Origin of the sequence: Saccharococcus thermophilus (genome assembly GCF_011761475.1) — a bacterium.
Lineage (GTDB): Bacteria > Bacillota > Bacilli > Bacillales > Anoxybacillaceae > Saccharococcus > Saccharococcus thermophilus.
Genome location: NZ_JAASRS010000001.1, coordinates 2852224 through 2874214 on the forward strand (window position 1 = coordinate 2852224; position 21991 = coordinate 2874214).

At 45.0% G+C, this 21991-nt stretch carries 15 protein-coding genes and 1 pseudogene; 7 read left to right on the forward strand and 9 right to left on the reverse strand.

Annotation, left to right across the window (positions count from 1 at the left end; all coding sequences use genetic code 11):
* Positions 1-41: 41 nt before the first annotated feature.
* On the reverse strand, positions 42-458 hold the full coding sequence (locus tag BDD39_RS14850; RefSeq protein WP_166911842.1) for a potassium channel family protein: 417 nt from the start codon (positions 456-458) through the stop codon (positions 42-44).
* A gap of 120 nt (positions 459-578) precedes the next feature.
* Here BDD39_RS14850 and BDD39_RS14855 point away from each other — a divergent pair, with 120 nt between their 5' ends.
* The 4 genes from BDD39_RS14855 (at position 579) to BDD39_RS14870 (ending at position 5063) form a co-directional block, all read left to right on the forward strand.
* The gene (locus tag BDD39_RS14855) at positions 579-1277 is read left to right on the forward strand and encodes a response regulator transcription factor (protein ID WP_166911844.1); all 699 of its coding nucleotides are present in this window, start codon (positions 579-581) and stop codon (positions 1275-1277) included.
* The gene (locus BDD39_RS14860; RefSeq protein ID WP_166911846.1) at positions 1277-2299 is read left to right on the forward strand and encodes a HAMP domain-containing histidine kinase; all 1023 of its coding nucleotides are present in this window, start codon (positions 1277-1279) and stop codon (positions 2297-2299) included. Before BDD39_RS14855 ends, BDD39_RS14860 begins: the two co-directional genes overlap by 1 nt.
* 90 nt (positions 2300-2389) lie before the next feature.
* Positions 2390-3169, forward strand: a complete 780-nt coding sequence (locus tag BDD39_RS14865; RefSeq protein WP_166911848.1) for an ABC transporter ATP-binding protein — start codon at positions 2390-2392, stop codon at positions 3167-3169.
* Positions 3141-5063 (forward strand): FtsX-like permease family protein, encoded by a 1923-nt coding sequence (locus BDD39_RS14870; RefSeq protein WP_166911850.1) that lies wholly within the window; start codon positions 3141-3143, stop codon positions 5061-5063. The genes BDD39_RS14865 and BDD39_RS14870 overlap by 29 nt, the downstream gene beginning before the upstream one ends.
* A 103-nt stretch (positions 5064-5166) precedes the next feature.
* Here the strand turns inward: BDD39_RS14870 and BDD39_RS14875 are convergent.
* The 6 genes and pseudogenes from BDD39_RS14875 to BDD39_RS14900 all read right to left on the reverse strand — a co-directional run bounded on the left by BDD39_RS14875 (position 5167) and on the right by BDD39_RS14900 (position 12536).
* A pseudogene (locus tag BDD39_RS14875) lies at positions 5167-6792 on the reverse strand (L-lactate permease).
* Between the two features lie 15 nt (positions 6793-6807).
* The gene (locus BDD39_RS14880; protein WP_166911852.1) at positions 6808-7764 is read right to left on the reverse strand and encodes an L-lactate dehydrogenase; all 957 of its coding nucleotides are present in this window, start codon (positions 7762-7764) and stop codon (positions 6808-6810) included.
* Positions 7765-8012: 248 nt separating this feature from the next.
* Positions 8013-9671 (reverse strand): IS1634 family transposase, encoded by a 1659-nt coding sequence (locus tag BDD39_RS14885; protein ID WP_015863777.1) that lies wholly within the window; start codon positions 9669-9671, stop codon positions 8013-8015.
* A 287-nt stretch (positions 9672-9958) separates the two neighbouring features.
* Complete coding sequence (locus BDD39_RS14890; RefSeq protein WP_166911854.1) at positions 9959-10744, reverse strand: ABC-2 family transporter protein; 786 nt, start codon at positions 10742-10744, stop codon at positions 9959-9961.
* A gap of 3 nt (positions 10745-10747) precedes the next feature.
* Complete coding sequence (locus BDD39_RS14895; protein WP_166911856.1) at positions 10748-11539, reverse strand: ABC transporter permease; 792 nt, start codon at positions 11537-11539, stop codon at positions 10748-10750.
* Positions 11532-12536: an ABC transporter ATP-binding protein gene (locus BDD39_RS14900; RefSeq protein ID WP_166911858.1), complete on the reverse strand. Its 1005-nt coding sequence runs from the start codon at positions 12534-12536 to the stop codon at positions 11532-11534. The genes BDD39_RS14895 and BDD39_RS14900 overlap by 8 nt, the downstream gene beginning before the upstream one ends.
* Positions 12537-12648: 112 nt before the next feature.
* Here BDD39_RS14900 and BDD39_RS14905 point away from each other — a divergent pair, with 112 nt between their 5' ends.
* The 3 genes from BDD39_RS14905 to BDD39_RS14915 all read left to right on the forward strand — a co-directional run bounded on the left by BDD39_RS14905 (position 12649) and on the right by BDD39_RS14915 (position 19982).
* A complete protein-coding gene (locus BDD39_RS14905) occupies positions 12649-13944 on the forward strand; it encodes a glutamate-1-semialdehyde 2,1-aminomutase (RefSeq protein ID WP_166911860.1) in 1296 nt (431 codons plus the stop codon).
* 248 nt (positions 13945-14192) lie between these two features.
* Positions 14193-18665, forward strand: coding sequence for a glutamate synthase-related protein (locus tag BDD39_RS14910; RefSeq protein ID WP_166911862.1), 4473 nt, complete (start codon positions 14193-14195; stop codon positions 18663-18665).
* Between the two features lie 255 nt (positions 18666-18920).
* The gene (locus tag BDD39_RS14915; protein WP_166911864.1) at positions 18921-19982 is read left to right on the forward strand and encodes an FUSC family protein; all 1062 of its coding nucleotides are present in this window, start codon (positions 18921-18923) and stop codon (positions 19980-19982) included.
* A gap of 34 nt (positions 19983-20016) precedes the next feature.
* Here the strand turns inward: BDD39_RS14915 and nikC are convergent, their stop codons facing one another.
* Positions 20017-20916 (reverse strand): nickel transporter permease, encoded by a 900-nt coding sequence (gene nikC / locus BDD39_RS14920; RefSeq protein ID WP_166911866.1) that lies wholly within the window; start codon positions 20914-20916, stop codon positions 20017-20019.
* A 17-nt stretch (positions 20917-20933) separates the two neighbouring features.
* A complete protein-coding gene (locus BDD39_RS14925) occupies positions 20934-21938 on the reverse strand; it encodes an ABC transporter permease subunit (protein WP_166911868.1) in 1005 nt (334 codons plus the stop codon).
* Positions 21939-21991: the final 53 nt, after the last annotated feature.

A 21991-nucleotide genomic window follows, 5' to 3' on the forward strand; every position in this document is an offset into this window, starting at 1 on the left:
ATATAATTGTTCTTTCGCTTTTAGAGTAACGAAAGGGACGATCAATTGCAACGATTAGCGCTGTCCTCGTCCAGCATTGTTCGAGCAACAAGCACAGCAGGCATAATATAACCTAACAAAGCTTCAATGATAGCAATCCATCTTCCAATCCCCATTGGTGTAACGTCTCCATATCCAACTGACAACAACGTGATTCCACTTAAATAAAGGCTATCTTGAAGTATAGAAAAACATTCATTCGCTGCTCCATTCGCGGATGGGGTAAATACGTTATGCCCATTCAGTTGAAGCACCATATATATAAGCCCAAAACCTAGCATCATCGTGATATACCACTGAATAAGGACAAATAAATGTTCTAAGGAAATGCGACGGGCCGCTTTTGCGCTTGTCGTCCAAATAGACGTAATGCTTGCAATCAATACTGTCGTAATAATCCCGAGGAATGCATACTCCATCACCATCACCCCACACTTGTCCGTAACTAAATATTACGAAAGGAAAAAGCTCATTATTCCACTGAAGATGGATTCAGTATAATAAAGACAAGAAGAAAATGGATGAAGGGGGAGAAAACGATGCATACGATTTTGATTGTCGAAGATGATGATAAAATCGCCTCCATGCTCAAAGAGCATATTGAGAAATATGAATATCGAGCACATATTGCGGAACAGTTTGACGACATAAAAAAGGAATTTATAAAATGTCAGCCTCATCTTGTACTGCTCGACATTAATCTGCCTCGATTTGACGGTTTTTATTGGTGCCGGCAAATCCGCACGATTTCCCTTTGCCCCATTATTTTCATCTCCGCGCGCAGCCATGAAATGAACCAAATTATGGCCATTGAAAACGGCGGAGATGATTATATTACCAAGCCGTTTCATTTTGATCTGGTCATGGCAAAAATCAAAAGTTTACTGCGGCGAACATACGGTCCTTATGCTGCTCCTGCAGAGCCCCATGTATATGAAGTATCAGGATTGTACTTGTTATATGATCGACATGTCGTTCAATGGAAAGAGAAAACGATCGAGCTAACAAAAAAGGAGTTTACTTTATTAGAACGGTTGGCGAAAAAATCCGGAAAAATTGTATCTCGCGAAGAACTGCTCGAGTCATTGTGGGATGGTACGGAATTTGTCGACGATAATACACTATCCGTCAATATTACACGCGTTCGCAAAAAACTGCAGCAAATTGGAATCGAACAAGCAATTGAAACGGTTCGCGGAGTCGGTTATAAATTAGTAGAAACATGGAGGGATTCATAATGAAATTGTTTTTGCGCGAACATATTCCGCTGACCGTCTTTCATCTCCTTCACGCTGTATTTTTGCTATCGATTGTGTATTTATATATGCTCGAACAATCCTTTCATCCATCTTTTGGCATGTTTGCTTATCTTTTTGTTATCAGCTTTGTGTGCATTGTAATGTTTTTAGCATGGCGTTATTGGCGGCAATCCCATGCATATCGTTTTTTATCGTCCAACTTGCGGCAGTTAGACACAAGCACGCACCCTTTTAGCGGGTCTCCGCTACTGCTTGCTTTTCAAAAACTTCTCCACTCGCAATATCGTTATTACATACAAGAAATACAAATATTGCATAAAAAAATGGACGATACGTCATTATTTATGAACCAATGGGTTCATCAGATGAAAACGCCGGTTTCTGTCATGGATTTGCTTTTGCAAAACTTTGACATTCAAGACCAATCCGACCGGGAGTTTGTTAATAGCATGCGCGAAGAACTCGAACGATTGCAGCATGGATTGGAGCTGGCCCTGTATTCGGAACGAATAAAGCGGTTTTCCCACGATTTTCATGTAAAGCGGCTGCCGCTGAAAACAATGGTCAACCATGTCATTGAACATTACAAACGCTCTTTGATTCGCAATCGCATTCACCCCATCGTGGAAATTCCCGAAACGATTTTCGTAGAAACGGATCAAAAATGGTTTCAGTTCGCTCTTAGCCAAATCGTCACCAATGCCATCAAATATTCAAAAAACGTCAGCAACCAAATCTTGCTTTCTGCTGTTCAACGCGAAAACAACGTATTTTTGTCCGTTCAAGACTTTGGAGTCGGCATTCCAAAACAAGATATCGGACGCGTATTTGAACCTTTTTTCACTGGAATGAATGGGCGCAGGTTTCGCGAATCCACCGGAATGGGATTATACCTTGTCAAACAAATTGTTGACCATCTTGGCCACGGAATTGCCATTTCTTCTGAAGAAGGAAAAGGAACGACCGTCACGATCACTTTTTACAATGTGACAAAAATGTAAGAAAACAAGCGGACATTGTAAGGAAAATCGATATGTTCACGCGTTCTCCCTCCGTATAATCGACAATAGAACAATAAAGGAGGGCTTTTTATGACGATCCTGCAAGCCAACTCGATTACGAAAATATATCGTTCCAGCCAATCGGCTGCGCACCGGGCGTTAGATAATTTCAGTTTATCGATTGAAAAAGGGGAATTTGTCGGAGTCATGGGGCCATCCGGAAGCGGAAAAACAACCTTGCTTAATATTTTGGCCACCATCGACCAGCCTACTACGGGAGAAGTGTTGGTGGAGGGGAAAAATCTATCGCGGCTGTCGAAAAAAGAACTTGCTTTGCTTCGCAGACGGAAGCTCGGCTTTGTATTTCAAGACTTCAACTTGCTAGACACGTTAACCATTGGGGAAAATATCATTCTTCCACTTACATTGGACAAAATTCCCGTTAAAGAAATGGAACAGCGATTGCAAACGGTCGCTGCCACTTTAGGTATTGAAGGGATTCTCGATAAGCGGACATACGAAGTCTCAGGCGGACAGCAGCAGCGCGTTGCAATTGCACGGGCGATTATTCATGAACCGCTGCTTATTTTTGCCGATGAGCCGACCGGGAATCTGGACTCAAAATCTTCAAAAGATGTGATGGAAACATTAACAGCATTGCATCAGGAAAAGAACGTTTCCATCATGATGGTTACGCACGATCCTTTTGCAGCGAGCTATTGTGAGCGCATTATTTTCATCAAAGACGGCAAATGGTTCACAGAGATACGCAAAGGACATAACCGGCAGGCGTTTTTTCAAGATATTCTCGACATGCTGTCACTATTAGGAGGGGACGTCAATGACATTTCGACAGTTCGCCCTTCATAATGTGAGACGTAACTTTGGCCGATATGCCGCTTATTTTTTGAGCAGCACTTTCGCCGTCACTGTCTTTTTTATGTACGCTGCATTTATTTTCCATCCCGATGTGGTAAATGGAACGATTCGTCCATCAGTAAGAAGAGGAATCTTTTCCGCTGAAGTCATCGTCTTTCTCTTTGCTGTATTTTTCATTTTTTATTCGACAAGCTCGTTTTTAAAATTGCGTAAAAAAGATTTTGGCTTGCTCACGTTGCTCGGCATTACGCGCGGTCAGCTGAATAAATTAATCATAATCGAAAACTCGATCATCGCCCTGCTTTCGATTGCAACAGGAATGGTATTTGGCGCCTTACTGACAAAAATCTTTTTCATGATGTTTTCCGTTATTTTAGACTTGCCATCGCCGCTATCTTACTATATCCATTGGAAAGCGTTCGCCTCTACCGCGGCCGTGTTTCTCGCGACATTTGAAGCGATTACGATTATAACGCTCATCACGATCCGTTCTTCACAAATTATTGATTTATTAAAGTCAGCGAAAAAGCCGAAAAAACCGCCTGTCTACTCGATCTGGCTTTCGCTGCTCGCCGTTATCTGTCTGGCGATTGGATACTATTTAGCCTATACCTCCAACATCATGCAAATGATGAAACGCGTCCTTCCCATTTTGTTGCTCGTCATGATTGGAACGTACTTTCTATATACGCAAGCGAGCATCGGGCTGCTGCGATATTATAAAAAGCGGAAACACTCTTATTATCGCGGCACAAACTTAATTACCGCCGCAGAACTGACATATAAACTGAAAGATAACGCAAGAATTTTAAGCATGGTGACGATTTTAACAGCGGTGGCCTTTACTTCTACCGGGGTGCTTGCCAACCTTTATTTTGGCAAAAAAGCAGAAGCAGAAGCGCGATTTCCGCATGCGATTGCGCTTATATCGAAAAAAGAACCGAAAGCCTTTGAAAACAAATTGCAAATACTGAAAAATGCTTTGCGTGATGAGCATATCCCTTTCAAAAGTCATAAGGCCGCTTTCATCCGGGCATATAATCCGAAGAAACCTAAGGATTATGCAATGCAAAACCTTGTTCTTATGCGTGTAACAGATTACAATCGATTCGCGGACTTGACCGGTCAGCCGCATATATCGCTGCCAGCAAATACAGCAGCGTATATGCATCCTACACCTGATAAAGGCTACGAGCCAATTCAAGGAAAACAAATTACGTTTGCCGCCCAACATAGCGTTAAAACGATAACCGTTTCATTGACAAAACCGATTTACCAGCCGGTCATCAATCCTTCTGCATTCGCCGGATACATGCTAGTCGTTCCCGATCATGTCTTTGCGACAGCGCGTCAATTTGCTACAAAAGAAGCGATTCAATATTACTTCGGCGCATCATATCAAAATTGGGAAAAAGAAACTTCCATCATCAAGAAGTTAAACCGCTCCTTAAAAACAGATGACGACGTCGATTTTGTTAATCGTTTTGAATTTTTTTACGAGATGAAGAAAATCTTTTCCTTAATGCTATTCATCGGCTTTTTCGTCAGCGTTCTCTTCTTTTTGGCAGCCGACAGCATTTTATATTTTAAGCTTTATAACGATTTGGAACAGGACAGCAAGCAATACGAAGCGCTATCCAAACTCGGTTTGACATTAAGAGAAATGAAACAAATCGCGGCGAAGCAAGTAGCGATTCTCTTTTTCATTCCGTTTGCCGTTGCCACCGTCCATGCCGGCTTTGCTTTTAAAATGCTGCAAAACATGGTGTCCGGATCTGTCGTGAAAACAAGCGTGCTTGTCATTAGCGTCTTTTTCGTTGTTCAACTTGGTTACTATTTCTTGATTCGTTCGCTTTACACGAAAAAGGTGGAGCAAGTAATGTAAATTAAATGCGGCCTTTTCCCAGTACATAGATTCGGAAAAAGGCCGCAGAATATATCTTTTTTATCTATACACCGTGCTTAACTTAATAACAAGCTATAATTATCTACATTCCTATGATCGAAAGAACGTATGTCCATACTCCCACAAACAACAGCAGGATCAAGCTATAATAAATCGTCATTTTAAACAAGTTAGATTCTCTTCCAGTTTCTTGCACTGCAGCAGTTGCAATGGCGATGGATTGCGGAGAGATGAGTTTTCCCATCACTCCCCCGCTAGTATTGGCAGCAAGCAATAACGAAGAGCTTGTCCCTATTTGAGCCCCTGTAACCACTTGTAAATGGCCAAATAAAGCATTGTTGCTTACGACAGATCCTGTAATAAACACACCGAGCCATCCTAATAACGGGGAAACGAACGGAAATACATCCCCTGTCTTCGCTAATGCCAAACCAATCGTAGAGGATAAACCCGCATAGTTGGCTAAGTTGGCAAACCCCATGATAAAACAAATAGTCAATACAGGAATCGAAAGTTCTTTACATGTTTCTTTTAAACTTTGTATTCCCTCAGCGAACGTAATATTTTTGCTGAACATCACTGTCAACAGCACCGCTAATAAAATCGCTGTACCTGTTGCTGATACAAGATCCAGCTTGAATATTGCATCTAATGCCGTCTGTGCCGGTGCCACCGGAGGAGTTTTTACGACTTCCCCATGCAAAAATGGCACTTTAAACAAAAGCGTAGTTTTATGAAGCGCTCCACCTTCAGCAAACAGTGCTTTAAAACCCGGCAGACTCCATATTATAACGATTACCGTTAAAATATAAAAAGGAGACCACGCATTGATGATTTCTTTCAAGCTGTATTTAGATTTTTCAACAACTTTCTCATCCTTATTCACTCGATATATATGTGACGGCTGCCATTTTCTTAAGAAAATAGTTAATGCCCCCATACTGACAAGCGCCGCTAAAATATTGGCCAATTCCGGACCGAGCACAATGATTGTCAATGCCTGTACAATGGTATAACTTCCGCTTACCACTAAAAGAGCAGGCAATGTTTCTTTAATACCTTTCCATTTATCTAAAATAAACACTAATAAGAAAGGAATAAGAAACGTGATAAACGGTAAAACCCAAGCAAGTGTACGAGATAACTCAATCGGAGTTAAATCTCCCATTTGCGCTCCGACAATAACCGGAATCCCAATCGCTCCAAACGCGCCAGATGCAGCATTGGCAATTAAACAAAGAGCAGCCGCTTTTAATGGATGAAATCCGAGTTCAGCAAGTAAAGCAGCCGAAATGGCAATCGGAACGCCAAATCCCGCAGCACCTTCTAAAAATGCGTTAAAGCAAAAGCCGATGAGCAAGAGTTGAAGCCGCTGATCCTCAGAAATGTTTGCGATACTCCCACGGATAATATCAAACTTCCCTGTTTTCACAGCAATTTTATATAGCCAGACAGCCATGATCACAATATAGCCAATCGGTCATAAACCGTTCGCGATTCCATAGATGGAAGCGGCAATCGCCTTTGAAACCGGCATATGAAAAAAACAAACAGCTGTCACTAAACCGAAACAAAGAGCGAGAAAAGCAGCTTTTACTCCCTTCATCTTAAACACTGTTAAACATAGTAAAAATAAAGCAATTGGAAGCGCCGCAATAAACGCAGAAAGATATACGTTATGAAAAGGATTGTAATGTTGTATCCACACAATGATCACCTGTTGTTATTCTAAGTCAAAATAACGCGAAAGAATGTCTTTTAATACAGTTACGCTATGATGAAATTGCTGTTGTTCTGTTTCATTTAACTTCAATTCCATTACCTCGCGAATACCGTTTCGGTTGATAATAGCAGGTACACCAATATAAACGTTTTGCTCATTATATTGACCATCTAGATAAGCAGAAACGGTTAAAATAGCATTTTCATTGTGCAAAATAGCACGTGTAATGCGGACGAGTCCCATCGCAATGCCGTAATACGTTGCGCCTTTTTTCTCAATAACTTGATATGCCGCATCACGAACATTGACGAAGATATTTTCTAAATCCTCTTTTCTATAGCGATCGTTTTGCGACAATATTTGTTCGATTGGAACACTTCCAATTTCCGCATGGCTCCAAACAGGCAATTCTGTATCCCCATGCTCTCCGATAATATACGCGTGTACATTAGTCGGAGCTACTTGAAAGTATTCGCTTAGCAAAAAGCGGAATCTTGCCGTATCCAGAATCGTTCCCGAGCCAATCACTCGTTCTTTCGGTAACCCGCTAAATTTCCAAGTGGCATACGTTAAAATATCTACTGGATTCGTCGCGACAAGAAAGATTCCATCAAAACCTGATTTCATGACAGAATCGACAATCGTTTTAAAGATATTCATGTTTTTGTCAACGAGATCGAGTCTTGTTTCCCCTGGCTTTTGGTTAGCACCTGCACAAATTACCACCAAATCGGCATCTTGACAATCTTGATAATCTCCATGCCATATATTCATTGGCTTCGGCGCAAATACTTTTCCGTGATTTAAGTCCATCACGTCGCCCTCCGCCTTCTCTTTATTCACATCAATCAACACTAATTCATCCGCGATTCCTTGATTCATAAGGGCAAATGCATAGCTGGCCCCAACGAATCCTGTTCCTATAAGTGCCACTCGATTCATGCATTGTCTTTTCATCGTTGTCTGTCATCCTTTCCCAAAATTAGTTTGTGAAATTATTCACAAATATATTGTGCATTATTTCACAAACTTTATCAAGTATCAACTATAAGAGAAATTTGTCTTTTTTGTTAACATCTCACATTTCGCACCCTAACAAGGTCAAAACAAAGGATTTTTTATTTAGTTTTTCAGAATAACTTTTTGACCAACACAACGAGCGATGGCAATCCTTTTTTTACCATCGCTGGTCGTTCCGTATCACGTTACACGTAGATGCTCTCATCCATGCCCAATCCCTGCAGAATCCTTCGCTGATCAGGGGTAAGGGAGCGATCCAGTGAGCGTTGGATGCGCCCATCCGGCAGCTTGAACAGGACGACGTTCACATATTGAAACAGCTGAAAAATCGCCTGTCCCGTCGGCCGGGTCAGCTTGCGGCCTCCAGGACCCTTCAACGGGTGTTCTGGAGTAATAAACTGACGCACTCGGCGCTGAAAAACGCGGTAAATAGCCAAGGCCAACAGAAACAAATAGCCTAATACTGCGACCCGTTCTGGTTTTTTGACGTAAATCTCATCCGTGAAAAACGGATCTTTCAAAAAAGCGAAGTTCATTTCCACCGAGATCTGCCCTTTATACAGCTTCAAGATCTCTTGGGCATCCATGGGTTGGCCCTTCCATTCCTTCGGAACGGTCGTGACAAGGACAAACCGGGACGCTTTCCGTCTCGCCTGTTCCCACGCGTCTTGGTCGAATTCGACGTCAAGGTGCAAGAAATACAGCGTCTCCACCTCGGGTTCCGCCCCTTTTTTCGGCCGTCCGCGCCGTTTTTTCAGGCGTACGATCTCTTCGACCGCGGCCTCAACCCGATGAAACCGGGGGCGAAGGGACGCCTTGAGGGACGCCAAGGCTTGTTCGGCATCTTCCCGGCAGGAGAAGGGGTGACGCTCCCAACGGGCTTGTTCCTCGCGAAGAAGCTCCGCTTCTTTGGTTCGTTCTTTTTCAAGCGTCTTTCCTTTTCGCTGGTCGAGCGCGCTCGATTCAACAACGATCAGCCGAACGGGGTGGCCTTCATACGTCGAGGCCGTTTCCCATACCCGGTACGTGGCGCCGTTTCTCTCCGCCAACGTAAAGGGATCGCTCCACGTCGTGTCCTCAGCATCCGCTTCGGCCAGCGCGGTTTTCACGATCCGGAGCGACGAAGGGCCTCTGGTGATCAAAAAGGCGTTGGCCGCTTTGGTTTGCGCCAGGGTCTCTTTCGTCATCGCGGCGGAATCGGCCACGTAAATCCATTCGTCTTCGATTTTGGCCTGCTTCAGCTGTTCATGGACACGAGACAGCACCTCGGGATTCCATGTTTTATCGGGCAGGTTGCCATCGTGCACATCGCCGTAAAACGGGATGCCGTCCTCGTTGCCGACCAGTCCGAAACCGATCTGTTTTTGCCAACGATGATGGCGGTTGTAGCCATGTGTGATTTGTAAGGCCTCTAACGAGGCCGATTCATACGCGCCGTAAACGGTCTTGTCCGTCGTATCGGCGTGGAAGGCTCGGAGGGAAAGGCCTTCTTTTCGATAAATATGAATCAAGCAAGTGCTGATGACGTTGTGAATGCCAGCCTCATACAGGCGATCGAGATGACGGGCCAACGCATCGTCGTTCAACCAGGAAGGATGGAGATCGGGACGGATGAGTTTCTCACAATCGACCTCCTGAGCCCAATGTTCCAAGTGAACAAGGGCTTGCCGGCCGTCAAACACATTGTAGAGGATGGCCTGAACGGCATCGCTGACTCGCGTTTGGCACTGCGGATCGACGGGCACGAGATGGTCAATCAATTGAGGCAGACCCAGTTTCTTGAATAGGGCACTTATTATATTCAAATAAGAATTGCGATAGACCTTTTTGACTTGAACGTTCATAAGTGAAAAACTCCTTTACGTTCCTTGTGTGTCAAGGATTCATTCGACATCGGAACGAAAAAATCCTCCCGATTTTCGTCGAGAGGGTGCGAAATGTGAGTAACATTTTGGCCGCACAACAGTATTTTTGTATCACTACATTCAGTTCCAGCAAGCAATCCAATAAACGAAAAAAATGGTCTGTCATTATATTAACCATAATACATACTACATATACTCATTTTCATAAAAAATAAGAGGGCAATCCCTTTAAGGAATTTTTACTTCCTTTCGGATTCTCCCTCTTTTTAATTCCCTGCACCTCGATATCGTTTTACCCCTGCGTTCCACAAAAACACGGAAATCGCAAAAAAGATGATGCCCATGACTGGAGTAAAAAACGCATATCCGTACCATTCTTTTTTGCCGAGAAAATAGGACGCCGGATACACGCCAACGAACGCAAACGGCAAAATCCACGTTAAAATATAACGGATGGCGCGATGATAAATATCAATCGGATAGCGCCCGTAGTTGCTGATGTTGTACATCATCGGCATGATGGATGTACGAGCATCGGCCCAAAAACTAATGGTCGCCAATGACACAAATACTCCCGCATAAATAAACGTTCCACCTAGTACAAACAAAATAAACATAAAAATATCATACCAATGCAGCGAAAGATGCAAGCGCGCACCCGCATACACCATAATGATCATGCCTGTTACCCCGCCAAGAAGCGACTCTAACTCCATGCGTTCGAGAATAATTTGAAACAAGCTGTGCACCGGGCGTGTCAATACACGGTCCATTTCTCCACGCACAATATAGCGCTCATTAAAATCCCACACGTTAAAAAATGCTCCAAACACCGCATATGGGACTAAGAAAAATCCGTAAATAAATAAAATTTCATCACGCGTCCAGCCGTGCAATAATGACGTATGCCCAAACACGACGAGAAGAAAAACAAGATTGACCGCCTGTGACATCAAATCAGAAATAAACTCGACAAGCAAATCAGCGCGATATTGCAACTTTGTTTTCATGTACTGCGCCATATATTGAAAAAAGATCGATACGTAAAACACGACTCACCCTCCTTGAATGACAAGCTGTTTTTTCGCCGCTCGCCACAATAACTGAATCGGGATGAGCAACAGCACGCACCATACAAGCTGAAACAAAAGGCCATGGATAATTGCCTGCCCTTGAAAGCTTTCTGTCACAATCATGCTTGGAATATAGCTGATCCCTTGAAACGGGAAGTATTTCATTACCTCTTGCGCCCAATCCGGATAAAAGCTGATCGGCAAAATAAGCCCGGAAAACAAGTCGATCACAAATCGCTTTGCCCGCAATAACCCTTCATTGTTAAGGGTAAAAAATGTGATGATGCCCGCAAGCAAATTCAGCTCCGAATTAATAATAAAGCTGAACCCAATCGACAAGGCGAAAAACATCCATGTATGAACATCGGTTGGAAAACGGAGAGGCAAAAATAAAGCGACAAGAAAAATTCCCGGAAGCGAAAGAAACAACAAACGAAAGATTCCTTCCCCTAATCCTTGCATCGTTTTCATTCCAAGATAACTGTAAGGACGGATAAGCTCTGTCGCCACTCTTCCTTCTTTAATCTCCATGGCGATTTCACGGTCGATATTATTAAAATAAAACGCCCGCGCCATCCATGAGATGGCGACATACGTTGTCATTTGCTCCATCGACATTCCTTGCATCGTCGATTTGCCGCCATAAATCGCCGACCAAAGAAAATAGTACGCCGCGATATTAATGGCGTAAATGAGAATACCGGTGTAATAATTTGTCCGGTAGGCAAGCATCATTAAAAAGCGGATGCGGATCATTTCAATATATTTATCCATGCACAACACCTTCTTCATAGATGTTGCGGATAATTTCTTCTGTAGAAATTTCGTTAATGTTCATATCCTGAATCGAATAGCGGGAAACAACGCGATTAATGACTTCTGGCAACAGCGATGGCGCTATATTTGCTGTCCAGACGTTTGCTTGCTCCCCTTTTTTCCATGTTACTTGTAAACCGTCCGTCAATTCCTTTAAAGCATCTAATGTAATTTCGTTTGCGAACGTAAATTGAATTTGTTTTCCTTCTCCCCAGTTTTCTTTGAGACGCTTAAGCGAACCATCGTAAATGATTTTTCCTTCATCGAGCATAATCACGCGTTCACATAACGCTTCGATGTCGGAAATATCATGGGTCGTTAATAAAATAGTTGTGTTGTATTTCTCATTAATTTCTTTTAAAAACTGGCGGATTTTCAGTTTTACAAGCACATCTAAGCCAATCGTCGGTTCATCTAAAAATAAAAGCGGCGGGTTATGAATAAGCGCGGCAGCCAGCTCACAGCGCATCCGCTGTCCAAGCGATAGCTTGCGAACCGGCTTGTCCAACAGCGGAGCGATATCGAGCGTTTCAATGACATGTTCCATATGTTCCTTGTAGTCTTTATCCGATACACGGTACACTTTTTTCAACAGCCGAAACGACTCTTGTACGGCGATATCCCACCAAAGTTGCGAGCGCTGCCCGAATACAACTCCGATGGTCCGCACGAACGCTTCCCGCTCTTTATGCGGATTCATGCCGTTGACGAGCACTTTTCCGGATGTCGGCGTCAAAATTCCCGTAAGCATTTTAATCGTTGTCGATTTCCCCGCGCCATTTTCGCCAATATAGCCAACCATTTCTCCTTGTTTTACGGTAAACGAAATATCGTTGACAGCGCGGATGATTTGATAATTTCGTGTAAATAAATCGCGAAACGCTCCAACTAAGCCAGAGCGACTCAAATGCGATTTAAATTCTTTTCGCAGTTTCTCTACTTCAATGGCGTTCATGTTACACTCCCTCCACATAGGCAATAGTTTATCCGAAATGAAAACATGAAACAAATAGTATGCTTTATGTTAAAATAAAAGCCGGCAATGAAATGACAGGAGGCTTGGAACGATGCAATTTACAAAATCCGAACAACTGTATCAAGAGGCATTGCAGCATATCGTCGGCGGCGTCAACAGCCCTTCCCGCTCGTACAAAGCGGTCGGCGGCGGGGCGCCAGTCGTCATGGAACGCGCGCAAGGCGCTTATTTTTGGGACGTCGATGGCAATAAATATATTGACTATTTGGCGGCATATGGACCGATTATTGCTGGCCATGCTCATCCGCACATCACGAAAGCGATTCAGCGTGCCGCGGAAACTGGCGTTCTTTACGGTACACCGACACCGCATGAAATTACATTTGCGAAAATGTTGAAAGAAGCGATTCCATCCTTAGAAAAAGTGCGTTTTGTCAACTCAGGAACAGAAGCGGTCATGACGACCATTCGCGTGGCGCGCGCTTATACGGGCCGCGATAAAATCGTCAAATTTGCCGGCTGTTACCACGGGCATTCTGATTTAGTCCTTGTCGCTGCCGGTTCCGGTCCATCAACGTTAGGAACCCCAGATTCCGCCGGCGTGCCAAAAAGCATCGCCCAAGAAGTAATTACTGTACCGTACAACGATGTCGACTCGTTCAAACAAGCAATGGACGTATGGGGAGACCAAGTAGCCGCGGTGCTTGTGGAACCAATTGTCGGAAACTTTGGGATCGTTACGCCAAAAACAGGCTTTTTAGAGGCAATCAATGAAATTGCCCATCAAGCCGGAGCGCTCGTCATTTACGATGAAGTGATTACGGCATTCCGCTTTATGTATGGCGGGGCGCAAAATTTATTAGGTATCGAACCCGATTTAACCGCGCTTGGAAAAATTATTGGCGGCGGTCTGCCAATCGGCGCATACGGTGGTCGCCAAGACATTATGGAACAAGTCGCGCCGCTCGGTCCGGCATACCAAGCAGGGACAATGGCGGGAAACCCAGCATCGATTCTTGCCGGTATCGCCTGCCTTGAAGTGCTGCAGCAAGACGGCGTGTACGAATACCTTGATAAGCTCGGCGCGATGCTGGAAGAAGGCATACTTCTTCATGCAAACAAATACGGCATCCCTATAACGATCAACCGTTTGAAAGGCGCATTCACCGTCTACTTCACCACAGAAAAAGTCGAAAACTATGAACAAGCACAACGAAGCGATGGAGAAATGTTCGCGAAGTTCTTTAAACTCATGTTAAAACAAGGCATTAACCTCGCTCCTTCCAAATATGAAGCATGGTTTGTTACGCTTGCTCATACCGAAGAAGACGTTGAATATACGCTCAAAGCGGTGGAAAATGCATTTAAGCAATTAAAAAATGAATAATTATGCAACAATCCCAGGAGGAATACCCTCCTGGGATTGTTGTTAAGTTATTGAAAACGCTTACAAATAAACATCATAACATGGTGAATATGAAATCTAAAAAATGAATAAATAATTGATTTGAATATGCAAGCATGATATGATAGGTTATAAATTCTGAAAATTAAGACCAAAACTTGCTGCTTATGTTGAACACGGGAGGTGAATGGCGAAAAGCAGGAGTTTTCCCGCTTTAGCGCCACTTACGTATGAAACAGCGTTGGAACCCTAACCTTTTTAAAAACTTCCATCAAGCGGAGCATGATGCTTGCGGCATTGTCGCCGCTATCGAAAAACGACGTATTCCAACCCGAGATAACATTATGACATGCATTGATGCGCTTGTCAAAATGAATCATCGCGCCGGATTTATTAATGGCGAGGGAGACGGCGTCGGCATCCATATGGATATTCCAAGAAAACTTTGGATGGAAAAACTCGCAAACGCCGGTCAAAATCCAGAAATAGCAAACGACGAAAGTTTTACCGTCGGTCATCTTTTCATTCATCGGTCTGCAGACATAGATTATATGAAATCACATATCAAACAGCTTTGTAAACATCATGGTTTCTCATTGATTTTTGAATCGGACCGCGTCACTTCTTCGAGCGCATTAGGACCAATCGCACTTCAACAAGAACCGGTATTTTGGCAAATCGCCTTGCTGCCAAACGACAATGTGCATCTTTCGAAACGGTTATTTGACCTGCTTATTGACATCGAGCAAGATGAAAATGTCCACGTTGCCTCTTTAAGCAATTTCCACGTTGTCTATAAAGTGATGGGAGCCGGAGATATTTTGCCAAAATACTATCATGACTTAGCCCATCCGTTTATCGCATCGACCATGACATTAGGACATAACCGCTACTCGACCAATACGCTGTCTAACTTTTTCCGCGTTCAGCCGTTTAGCGTATTAGGACATAACGGAGAAATCAACACGATCGCAAAGCTGCGCGAAGAAGCAGCGATGATCGGCGTTCCGCTGACAAAAGACGGCAGCGACTCCCAAGACCTAAGCCGGACGATCGAAACGCTCATTTGCCGCTATGGCTATAGCTTATTTGAAGCGATGGATATATTGTTCCCGCCTATTGTGAATGAAATGAAAGCATATCCGGAGCATCTTCAAGATTTGTATACGTACATCCGCGAAGCATGGGGGCATTTCGCCCAAGGACCGGCGGCAATTATCTCCCGTTACGGGGATGAAGCAGTATTCAGCGTCGATGCCCTTGGTTTGCGGCCGCTTTGGAAATTAGAAACGGAAAAGCGGTTTGTGTTTACATCAGAACCGGGAATTATTCCAACGTGTGAATATACCGGTGAACCAAAACCGCTTGCGCCAGGGGAAAAAATCGGCCTAATGTGGTCTGGCAGCGGGGCCATTCAAGTGTTGGAATACGAACAGTTCCAGGAAGAAGTATATGTCCGTTTTTCGAAACGGTTTGATCTTACTAACTTCCGGAACCGCCTCGATGTTCCGAAACTGGAAAATCACCTATTTGCTTCAGCGCTGACAAAAGTGCATAACGGTCAATATGCCGCGTTCGGCTGGGACAGAGAACACATTCAGCTTTTAGAACAAATGGCGGAAAAAGGGGCGGAACCGATTCGCTCGCTCGGTCATGACGCGCCGCTGGCAGCGATTGATCCGAATCGCAAAAATCTTGCTGACTTCATTAAAGAAAGCGTCGCTGTTGTCACCAATCCAGCCATTGACCGCGACCGTGAGATGGAACATTTCTCAACAAGAACAGTGATTGGCAAACGGCCGTCTCTTTTTGCTCAAACAGAAACATCCTACGCCATCGAGCTTAGCTCGCCGATTCTCATCGAAGGAAAAATCGGAAACGACTGTGCGACAGAATTACATCATCCTTCGTACGATCAAATCGTCCATTCGTTCCAAGAAAAACAATTAGCACACATCCTGTCCGCGACATTTACGGCGGAAGAAAACATCCCGCAGGCGCTAGAGCGTCTTTCTACCGAAGCATGTGAGGCGATCCGTTCCGGCAAAACCTTGCTTGTTATTGATGATGCAGAGGCACATCAAAACGGAAACTTATGGATTGACCCACTGCTTATCACATCGGCCATCGATCAAGCGTTAGCGAAACAAGGGCTGCGCCGCGACTGTTCGCTTTTGCTTCGTTCCGGAGCGATTCGCTCCCTTCATGATTTTGTCGTCGCCTATGGATTAGGAGCAAACGCTATCAGCCCGTATCTCATGTTTGCGACGGTTGCGTCAGAAGAGTCGATTACACCTGTTGTTAACCTATTTAAAGCGCTCAATAAAGGATTAGAAAAAGTGATTTCGACGATTGGCATTCACGAATTGCGCGGATATAGCCGTCTCTTCTCATCAATTGGTCTGCATGATGACATTGCCGATGTGTTAAACATCGTCAACTTCTTTGGTTCGGATTCGCTGCAATACGATTTCGAAGCGCTGAAACGAGACGCCATCGCACGCGCGGAAGACTACGCGAATGAAAACGCAAAACCAGGAAAAACGTTCCACCTCTTTCCGCGCATTTGGAAAGCGATCGGAGAAGTCGCACAAACAGGATCGTATGATAACTATCGAGAAAAAATGAACGAGCTTGAAACCGAAACGCCGACAACGATCCGTCATTTGCTAGATATCAAGAAATCCAACGCACCGGTTCCAATAGAGAAAGTCGATATTAGCGTTGGTGAACATAGCCTGCCGTTTGTCATTGCTTCGATGTCGTTCGGTTCGCAAAATGAAGTAGCGTTCCGCGCTTATGCGGAAGCGGCAGACCGGCTGAACATGGTCAGCTTAAACGGCGAAGGTGGCGAAATTAAAGATATGCTCGGCAAATACCCGCGCACTCGCGGCCAGCAAATCGCCTCCGGCCGCTTTGGGGTCAACGCGGAGCTGTTGAACTCTTCGAATCTACTCGAAATTAAAATCGGCCAAGGAGCAAAACCGGGCGAAGGCGGGCATTTGCCGGGTTCAAAAGTGACGGCAAAAATCGCCGAAGCACGGAACGCGACAATCGGTTCCGACTTAATTTCACCGTCCAATAACCATGACATTTATTCGATCGAAGATTTAGCACAAATGATTGCCGAGTTAAAAACGGCAAACGACAAGGCAAAGGTCGCCGTTAAAGTCCCAGTTGTGCCAAACATCGGAACAATTGCCGTCGGCATCGCCAAAGCAGGAGCGGACATTATTACGCTAAGCGGCTTTGACGGAGGCACTGGAGCAGCTCGCATCCACGCCCTTCAGCATGTCGGCCTGCCGGTAGAAATCGGGGTAAAAGCGGCCCATAACGCGCTCATAGAAGCTGGTTTACGACACAAAGTCGAAATTTGGGCGGACGGCGGCATCAAAAGCGCGCTGGACGTTCTTAAAGTGATGCTGCTTGGGGCCAACCGCATCGGCTTTGGCACGCTATCGATGATCGCGATCGGCTGTACGACGTGCCGCGGCTGTCATTTAGATACGTGCCATGTCGGAATCGCCACGCAAATTGAATCGGTAGCGCAAGCAAAAGAACACGGATTGCGCCGTTTCGTACCACGGCAATTCGATGCGGCCGTGCAAGGATTAGTCAACTTATTCACCGCCTTCGGAAATGAGCTAAAAGCATTGACGGCATCCCTCGGTGTTACCCGTCTGCAAGATATTGTCGGCCGCTCCGACTTATTAGAGCAAACAAGAGGGCTAGAGCAAATGAATCTGGCAAACTTGCTTAAAGTGCTCGAAGTCGCGCAGCTGGCGCAAAAAGAAGCGGCCGCAAGCGCGGAAGAACCAGAGTTGCTCGTGGCAGCCGGAGCAGAATATCTCGATTATCATGTGGAAGATTTGCATCGCTCCCGTGAATTTACGACCATCACGTCAGAACAGCGCGTTCTCGGCAGTCGTGTTTCGTGTCATCGTGTGCGCGGACGTCTTGATGGTTCGTACAAAAAATTACCGAACGTCACCTTGCGCTATATGAAAGGCTCGATCCCAGGCAACGGCCTTGGCGCTTATAACACTCACGGCATTCATATCCATGTTGACGGCGGCGGCCAAGACGGCGTCGGAAAAACGGCTCTCGGCGGTAGCATCTTGATTTTTAAAGCAAAAGGAAAAGACGGAAAATTTTATAATGGGTCTGTTGGCAAGGGCTTTGGATACGGCGCACAAAAAGGACTTCTCGTTGTGCAAGGAAACGCCGATGCACGCGCCGGTATCCGCCTCTCCGGTGCGGATATGATTATCGGCGGCCAAGTAACCGCCCCGCTTCCTGAAGAAGAACACGGAAACATCGGCGCGCGCGCGAATATTAAAGGATTCGCCTTTGAGTACATGACAAATGGCCGCGGTCTCGTCCTTGGCGACCCAGGCCCATGGATTTGCGCCGGCATGACCGGCGGTGTCGTCTACTTGCGCCATCAGCCCGAAATGGGCTTAACGAAAACGGCATTAGAACGCCGTATCGCCAAAGGAGCGCAAGTACGCCTCGAGCCATTGAGCGAGCGCGGAAAAGCGGATGTACAAGAGCTACTATCGAAATACATTGAACTATTGAAAGAACACGATCAGCACGAAGAAGCGCAATCATTACAGCCGCTTCTTGAAAAACCGGAAGACCATTTCTTCCAAGTCATGCCGACGAAAGAACAAGCTGATCCTTCGATTTCGACAGAATGATGAAACGAGCATCCCGCATTGGTGGGATGCTCTCTTTTTGGATTTGCCCTTATTCCCCATTTCTTACGTATCCATCGACCTCTCCTTCCGATTTTTGAACCAAAATCCCCGGACACATTCCCCTTCTATCACGCGAAGCACTTAGAAGGGGGGTCACCATATTTTCCATGTATATTTCCTTCTTGATATCATATATAAAAAGCGTGTATAGTACTAATTGTTTACGATAATGAAGGAGGAAAGGTTTGAGATATTATGAAGCTCGGTGCCCGCATTTTTAAAACGGGAATCGCCGTTACATTAGCGCTTTTCCTCGCAACGTTACTACACTTCCCTTCTCCCGTATTTGCGGGAATTTCGGCTGTGTTTGCGATGCAGCCGACGATCTATCGCTCTTACCTTTCATTGGTCGAACAAGTGCAGGCGAATATCATTGGGGCCGTCTTTGCGATCATCGCCGTCCTGTTATTGGGACGCGATCCATTTATTATCGGCCTTACGCTCATGATTGTTATCGCCCTCTGCTTAAAAATGCGCCTTGAATCTACCATCTCGGTGGCGTTAGTGACGGTTATCGCGATTATGGAATATACAGATAAACAGTTCATCGAATTTGCCGTTATCCGTTTTCTCACCATTATGCTTGGCATATTTGCTGCCTTTATTGTCAATTTAATCTTTCTTCCGCCAAAATATGAAAAGAAACTATATGAGAAAATTAGCGAAAACACGGAAAACATTTTAAAGTGGATTCGAGTCCATATCAGACACGCATCGGAGCATCATATTTTAAAAGAAGATATTGAAAAAATAAAAGAAAATATGACGAAGCTTGAACATCTTTACTTAATGTACAAAGAAGAGCGCACCTATTTCCGCAAAAACCGCTTCCAAAAATCGCGAAAGCTCGTGTTATACCGGCAAATGATCGTCGCGGCTAACCGAGCGCTCGATACATTAAAACTTCTTCATCGCTTTGAAAACGAACTGTATCACATGCCGTGTGAATTTCAGCAAGTAATCCGTTCGCAGTTAGACTGTCTTCTCTATTATCATGAACAACTACTTCTAAAGTTTATTGGTAAAGTAAAACATCAGCCACGCACGGAAACCGCTGATGAAGCGCATCAAGAGAGAATACGATTAATCGAGGCGTTTTACGCGCATCATCACCAATCGAACGAATACTATCTTTTCTCCTTGATCGGCACGATTATCGATTATAGCGAGCAATTGGAACATCTTGATAAGCTTATTGACAGCTTCCATCATTATCATCATGATTCTTCCTTATTGAAAAATTTAACCAATGACTAAAAGGCTATCTCCGCTGGGGAGATAGCCTTTTTCGTTAGCTTTTCATGCGCGGGTCTAGCGCATCGCGCAATCCGTCGCCCATTAAGTTAAAGCCAAGCACGGTAAGCATAATCGCTAGTCCCGGAAAAATCATCGTCCATGGCGCCTGTGTCAAAAAGTCTTTTGAATCGGCAAGCATTTTCCCCCACTCTGGATTTGGCGGCTGCGCCCCTAATCCTAAAAATCCAAGGGCGGCCGCTTCAATGATGGCCGTCGCAATCGCCAGTGTCCCTTGCACGATAATCGGCGCCATGCTGTTCGGCAAAATGTGATGGAACAAAATGCGCATATCACTCATCCCGATCGCTTTCGCCGCCATGATGTATTCTTCTTGCTTAATGCTTAAAACGCGCGATCGGATCAAACGTCCGAAGTTTGGAATATTAATGACCGCTATCGCAATTAATGCGTTTTGCAAAGACGGTCCAAGCACGGCGACAATGCCGATGGCTAGCAAAATGCTTGGAAAGGCGAGCATAATATCAAACAAACGCGAAATAATGCCGTCAATCCAGCGCCCGTAATACCCCGCAATGATGCCGAGCAGCGAGCCGGCAATGACTGAGCCAAGCACAGAGAAAAAGCCGACCCACAGCGAGATTCTCGCCCCGTAAAGGACACGCGAGAAAATATCCCTTCCAAAATCGTCCGTTCCAAATAAATGTTTCGATGACGGCGGCTGCAGCCGCTCTGCTAAATTTTGATCTTTAAAGTCATAAGGCGCCAGCAGTGGAGCAAAAATCGCCAGCAAGATAAAAAAGACGACGATGCCCAGTCCGACAAGAGCGATTTTGTTTTTGCGAAATTGGCGCCATCCTTCTTTCCACAGGGAAGTAGACTCGGTTTGCTCTTGCACCGTATGCATCGGTGTTTGACTGCGTGCTAGTTCGGCCATATCCGCTTCCCCCTTCCTTAGTTATATTTAATGCGCGGATCGATCACCGCATAAAGCAAATCAACGATTAAGTTAATAAAAATAAAAATGGTGGCGATCACTAAAATTCCCGATTGAATAACCGGATAATCGCGATAGCCTATCGCATCGTAAATGTAGCGGCCAATGCCAGGCCAGCTGAAAATCGTTTCCGTTAAAATCGCGCCGCCAAGCAACAGGCCTGTTTGCAAACCAATAACGGTCAACACCGGAATGATTGCATTTTTCAATGAGTGCTTGTACACGACCCAAAACATGCTTAACCCTTTTGCTCTTGCCGTGCGGATGTAATCCGATTTCATTACTTCGAGCATGCTCGAGCGCGTAATCCGCGCGATAATTGCCATTGGAATCGTCGCTAAGGCGACGCTTGGCAAAATTAAATGTTGCACGACTTGCATAAACTGCTCCGTATTTCCTTGTAAGAGCGTATCAAGCAAATACAAGTGGGTAATCGGCTCAATCGGATTTCGCACTTCTTCACGCCCCGATGTCGGAAGCCAATCTAATTGAATCGAAAACACCCACTGTTCCATCAGGCCAAGCCAGAAAATCGGCATCGAAACGCCGATAAGCGCTAAGACCATCGCGATATAGTCAAACCAGGAATTTTGAAACCATGCGCTAATAATGCCAGCATTAACTCCTATGACAACCGCGATGATCATCGCAACAAGCGACAGCTCCAACGTCGCCGCCAAATACGGCCAAATTTCATCCGATATCGCGGCACCCGTGCGGATCGACTCTCCTAAATCTCCATGCAACAGGCCGCCTAAATATTTGATGTACTGCACATACCAAGGTTGATCTAATCCTAACTTATGCGTTAGCGCGGCAACCGCTTCCTTCGTTGCTTTCTGTCCTAAAATGACTTGCGCGGGATTGCCAGGTATCGCGCGAATCATGAAAAAAACGACAAGTGACATTCCAAACAATACAGGGATGACCATGAGTATTCTTCTGACTGCATATGAAAGCACGCACTGTCCCTCCTTTTGCCGATCATGAAAAAGAGGGGAGGATGCACTCCTTT

Coding starts and splice junctions, on each gene's coding strand:
- BDD39_RS14850 (WP_166911842.1), bottom strand. CDS start 458: ATGGAGTATGCATTCCTCGGGATTATTACGACAGTATTGATTGCAAGC.
- BDD39_RS14855 (WP_166911844.1), top strand. CDS start 579: ATGCATACGATTTTGATTGTCGAAGATGATGATAAAATCGCCTCCATG.
- BDD39_RS14860 (WP_166911846.1), top strand. CDS start 1,277: ATGAAATTGTTTTTGCGCGAACATATTCCGCTGACCGTCTTTCATCTC.
- BDD39_RS14865 (WP_166911848.1), top strand. CDS start 2,390: ATGACGATCCTGCAAGCCAACTCGATTACGAAAATATATCGTTCCAGC.
- BDD39_RS14870 (WP_166911850.1), top strand. CDS start 3,141: ATGACATTTCGACAGTTCGCCCTTCATAATGTGAGACGTAACTTTGGC.
- BDD39_RS14880 (WP_166911852.1), bottom strand. CDS start 7,764: ATGAAAAGACAATGCATGAATCGAGTGGCACTTATAGGAACAGGATTC.
- BDD39_RS14885 (WP_015863777.1), bottom strand. CDS start 9,671: ATGAACGTTCAAGTCAAAAAGGTCTATCGCAATTCTTATTTGAATATA.
- BDD39_RS14895 (WP_166911856.1), bottom strand. CDS start 11,539: ATGGATAAATATATTGAAATGATCCGCATCCGCTTTTTAATGATGCTT.
- BDD39_RS14900 (WP_166911858.1), bottom strand. CDS start 12,536: ATGAACGCCATTGAAGTAGAGAAACTGCGAAAAGAATTTAAATCGCAT.
- BDD39_RS14905 (WP_166911860.1), top strand. CDS start 12,649: ATGCAATTTACAAAATCCGAACAACTGTATCAAGAGGCATTGCAGCAT.
- BDD39_RS14910 (WP_166911862.1), top strand. CDS start 14,193: ATGAAACAGCGTTGGAACCCTAACCTTTTTAAAAACTTCCATCAAGCG.
- BDD39_RS14915 (WP_166911864.1), top strand. CDS start 18,921: ATGAAGCTCGGTGCCCGCATTTTTAAAACGGGAATCGCCGTTACATTA.
- nikC (WP_166911866.1), bottom strand. CDS start 20,916: ATGGCCGAACTAGCACGCAGTCAAACACCGATGCATACGGTGCAAGAG.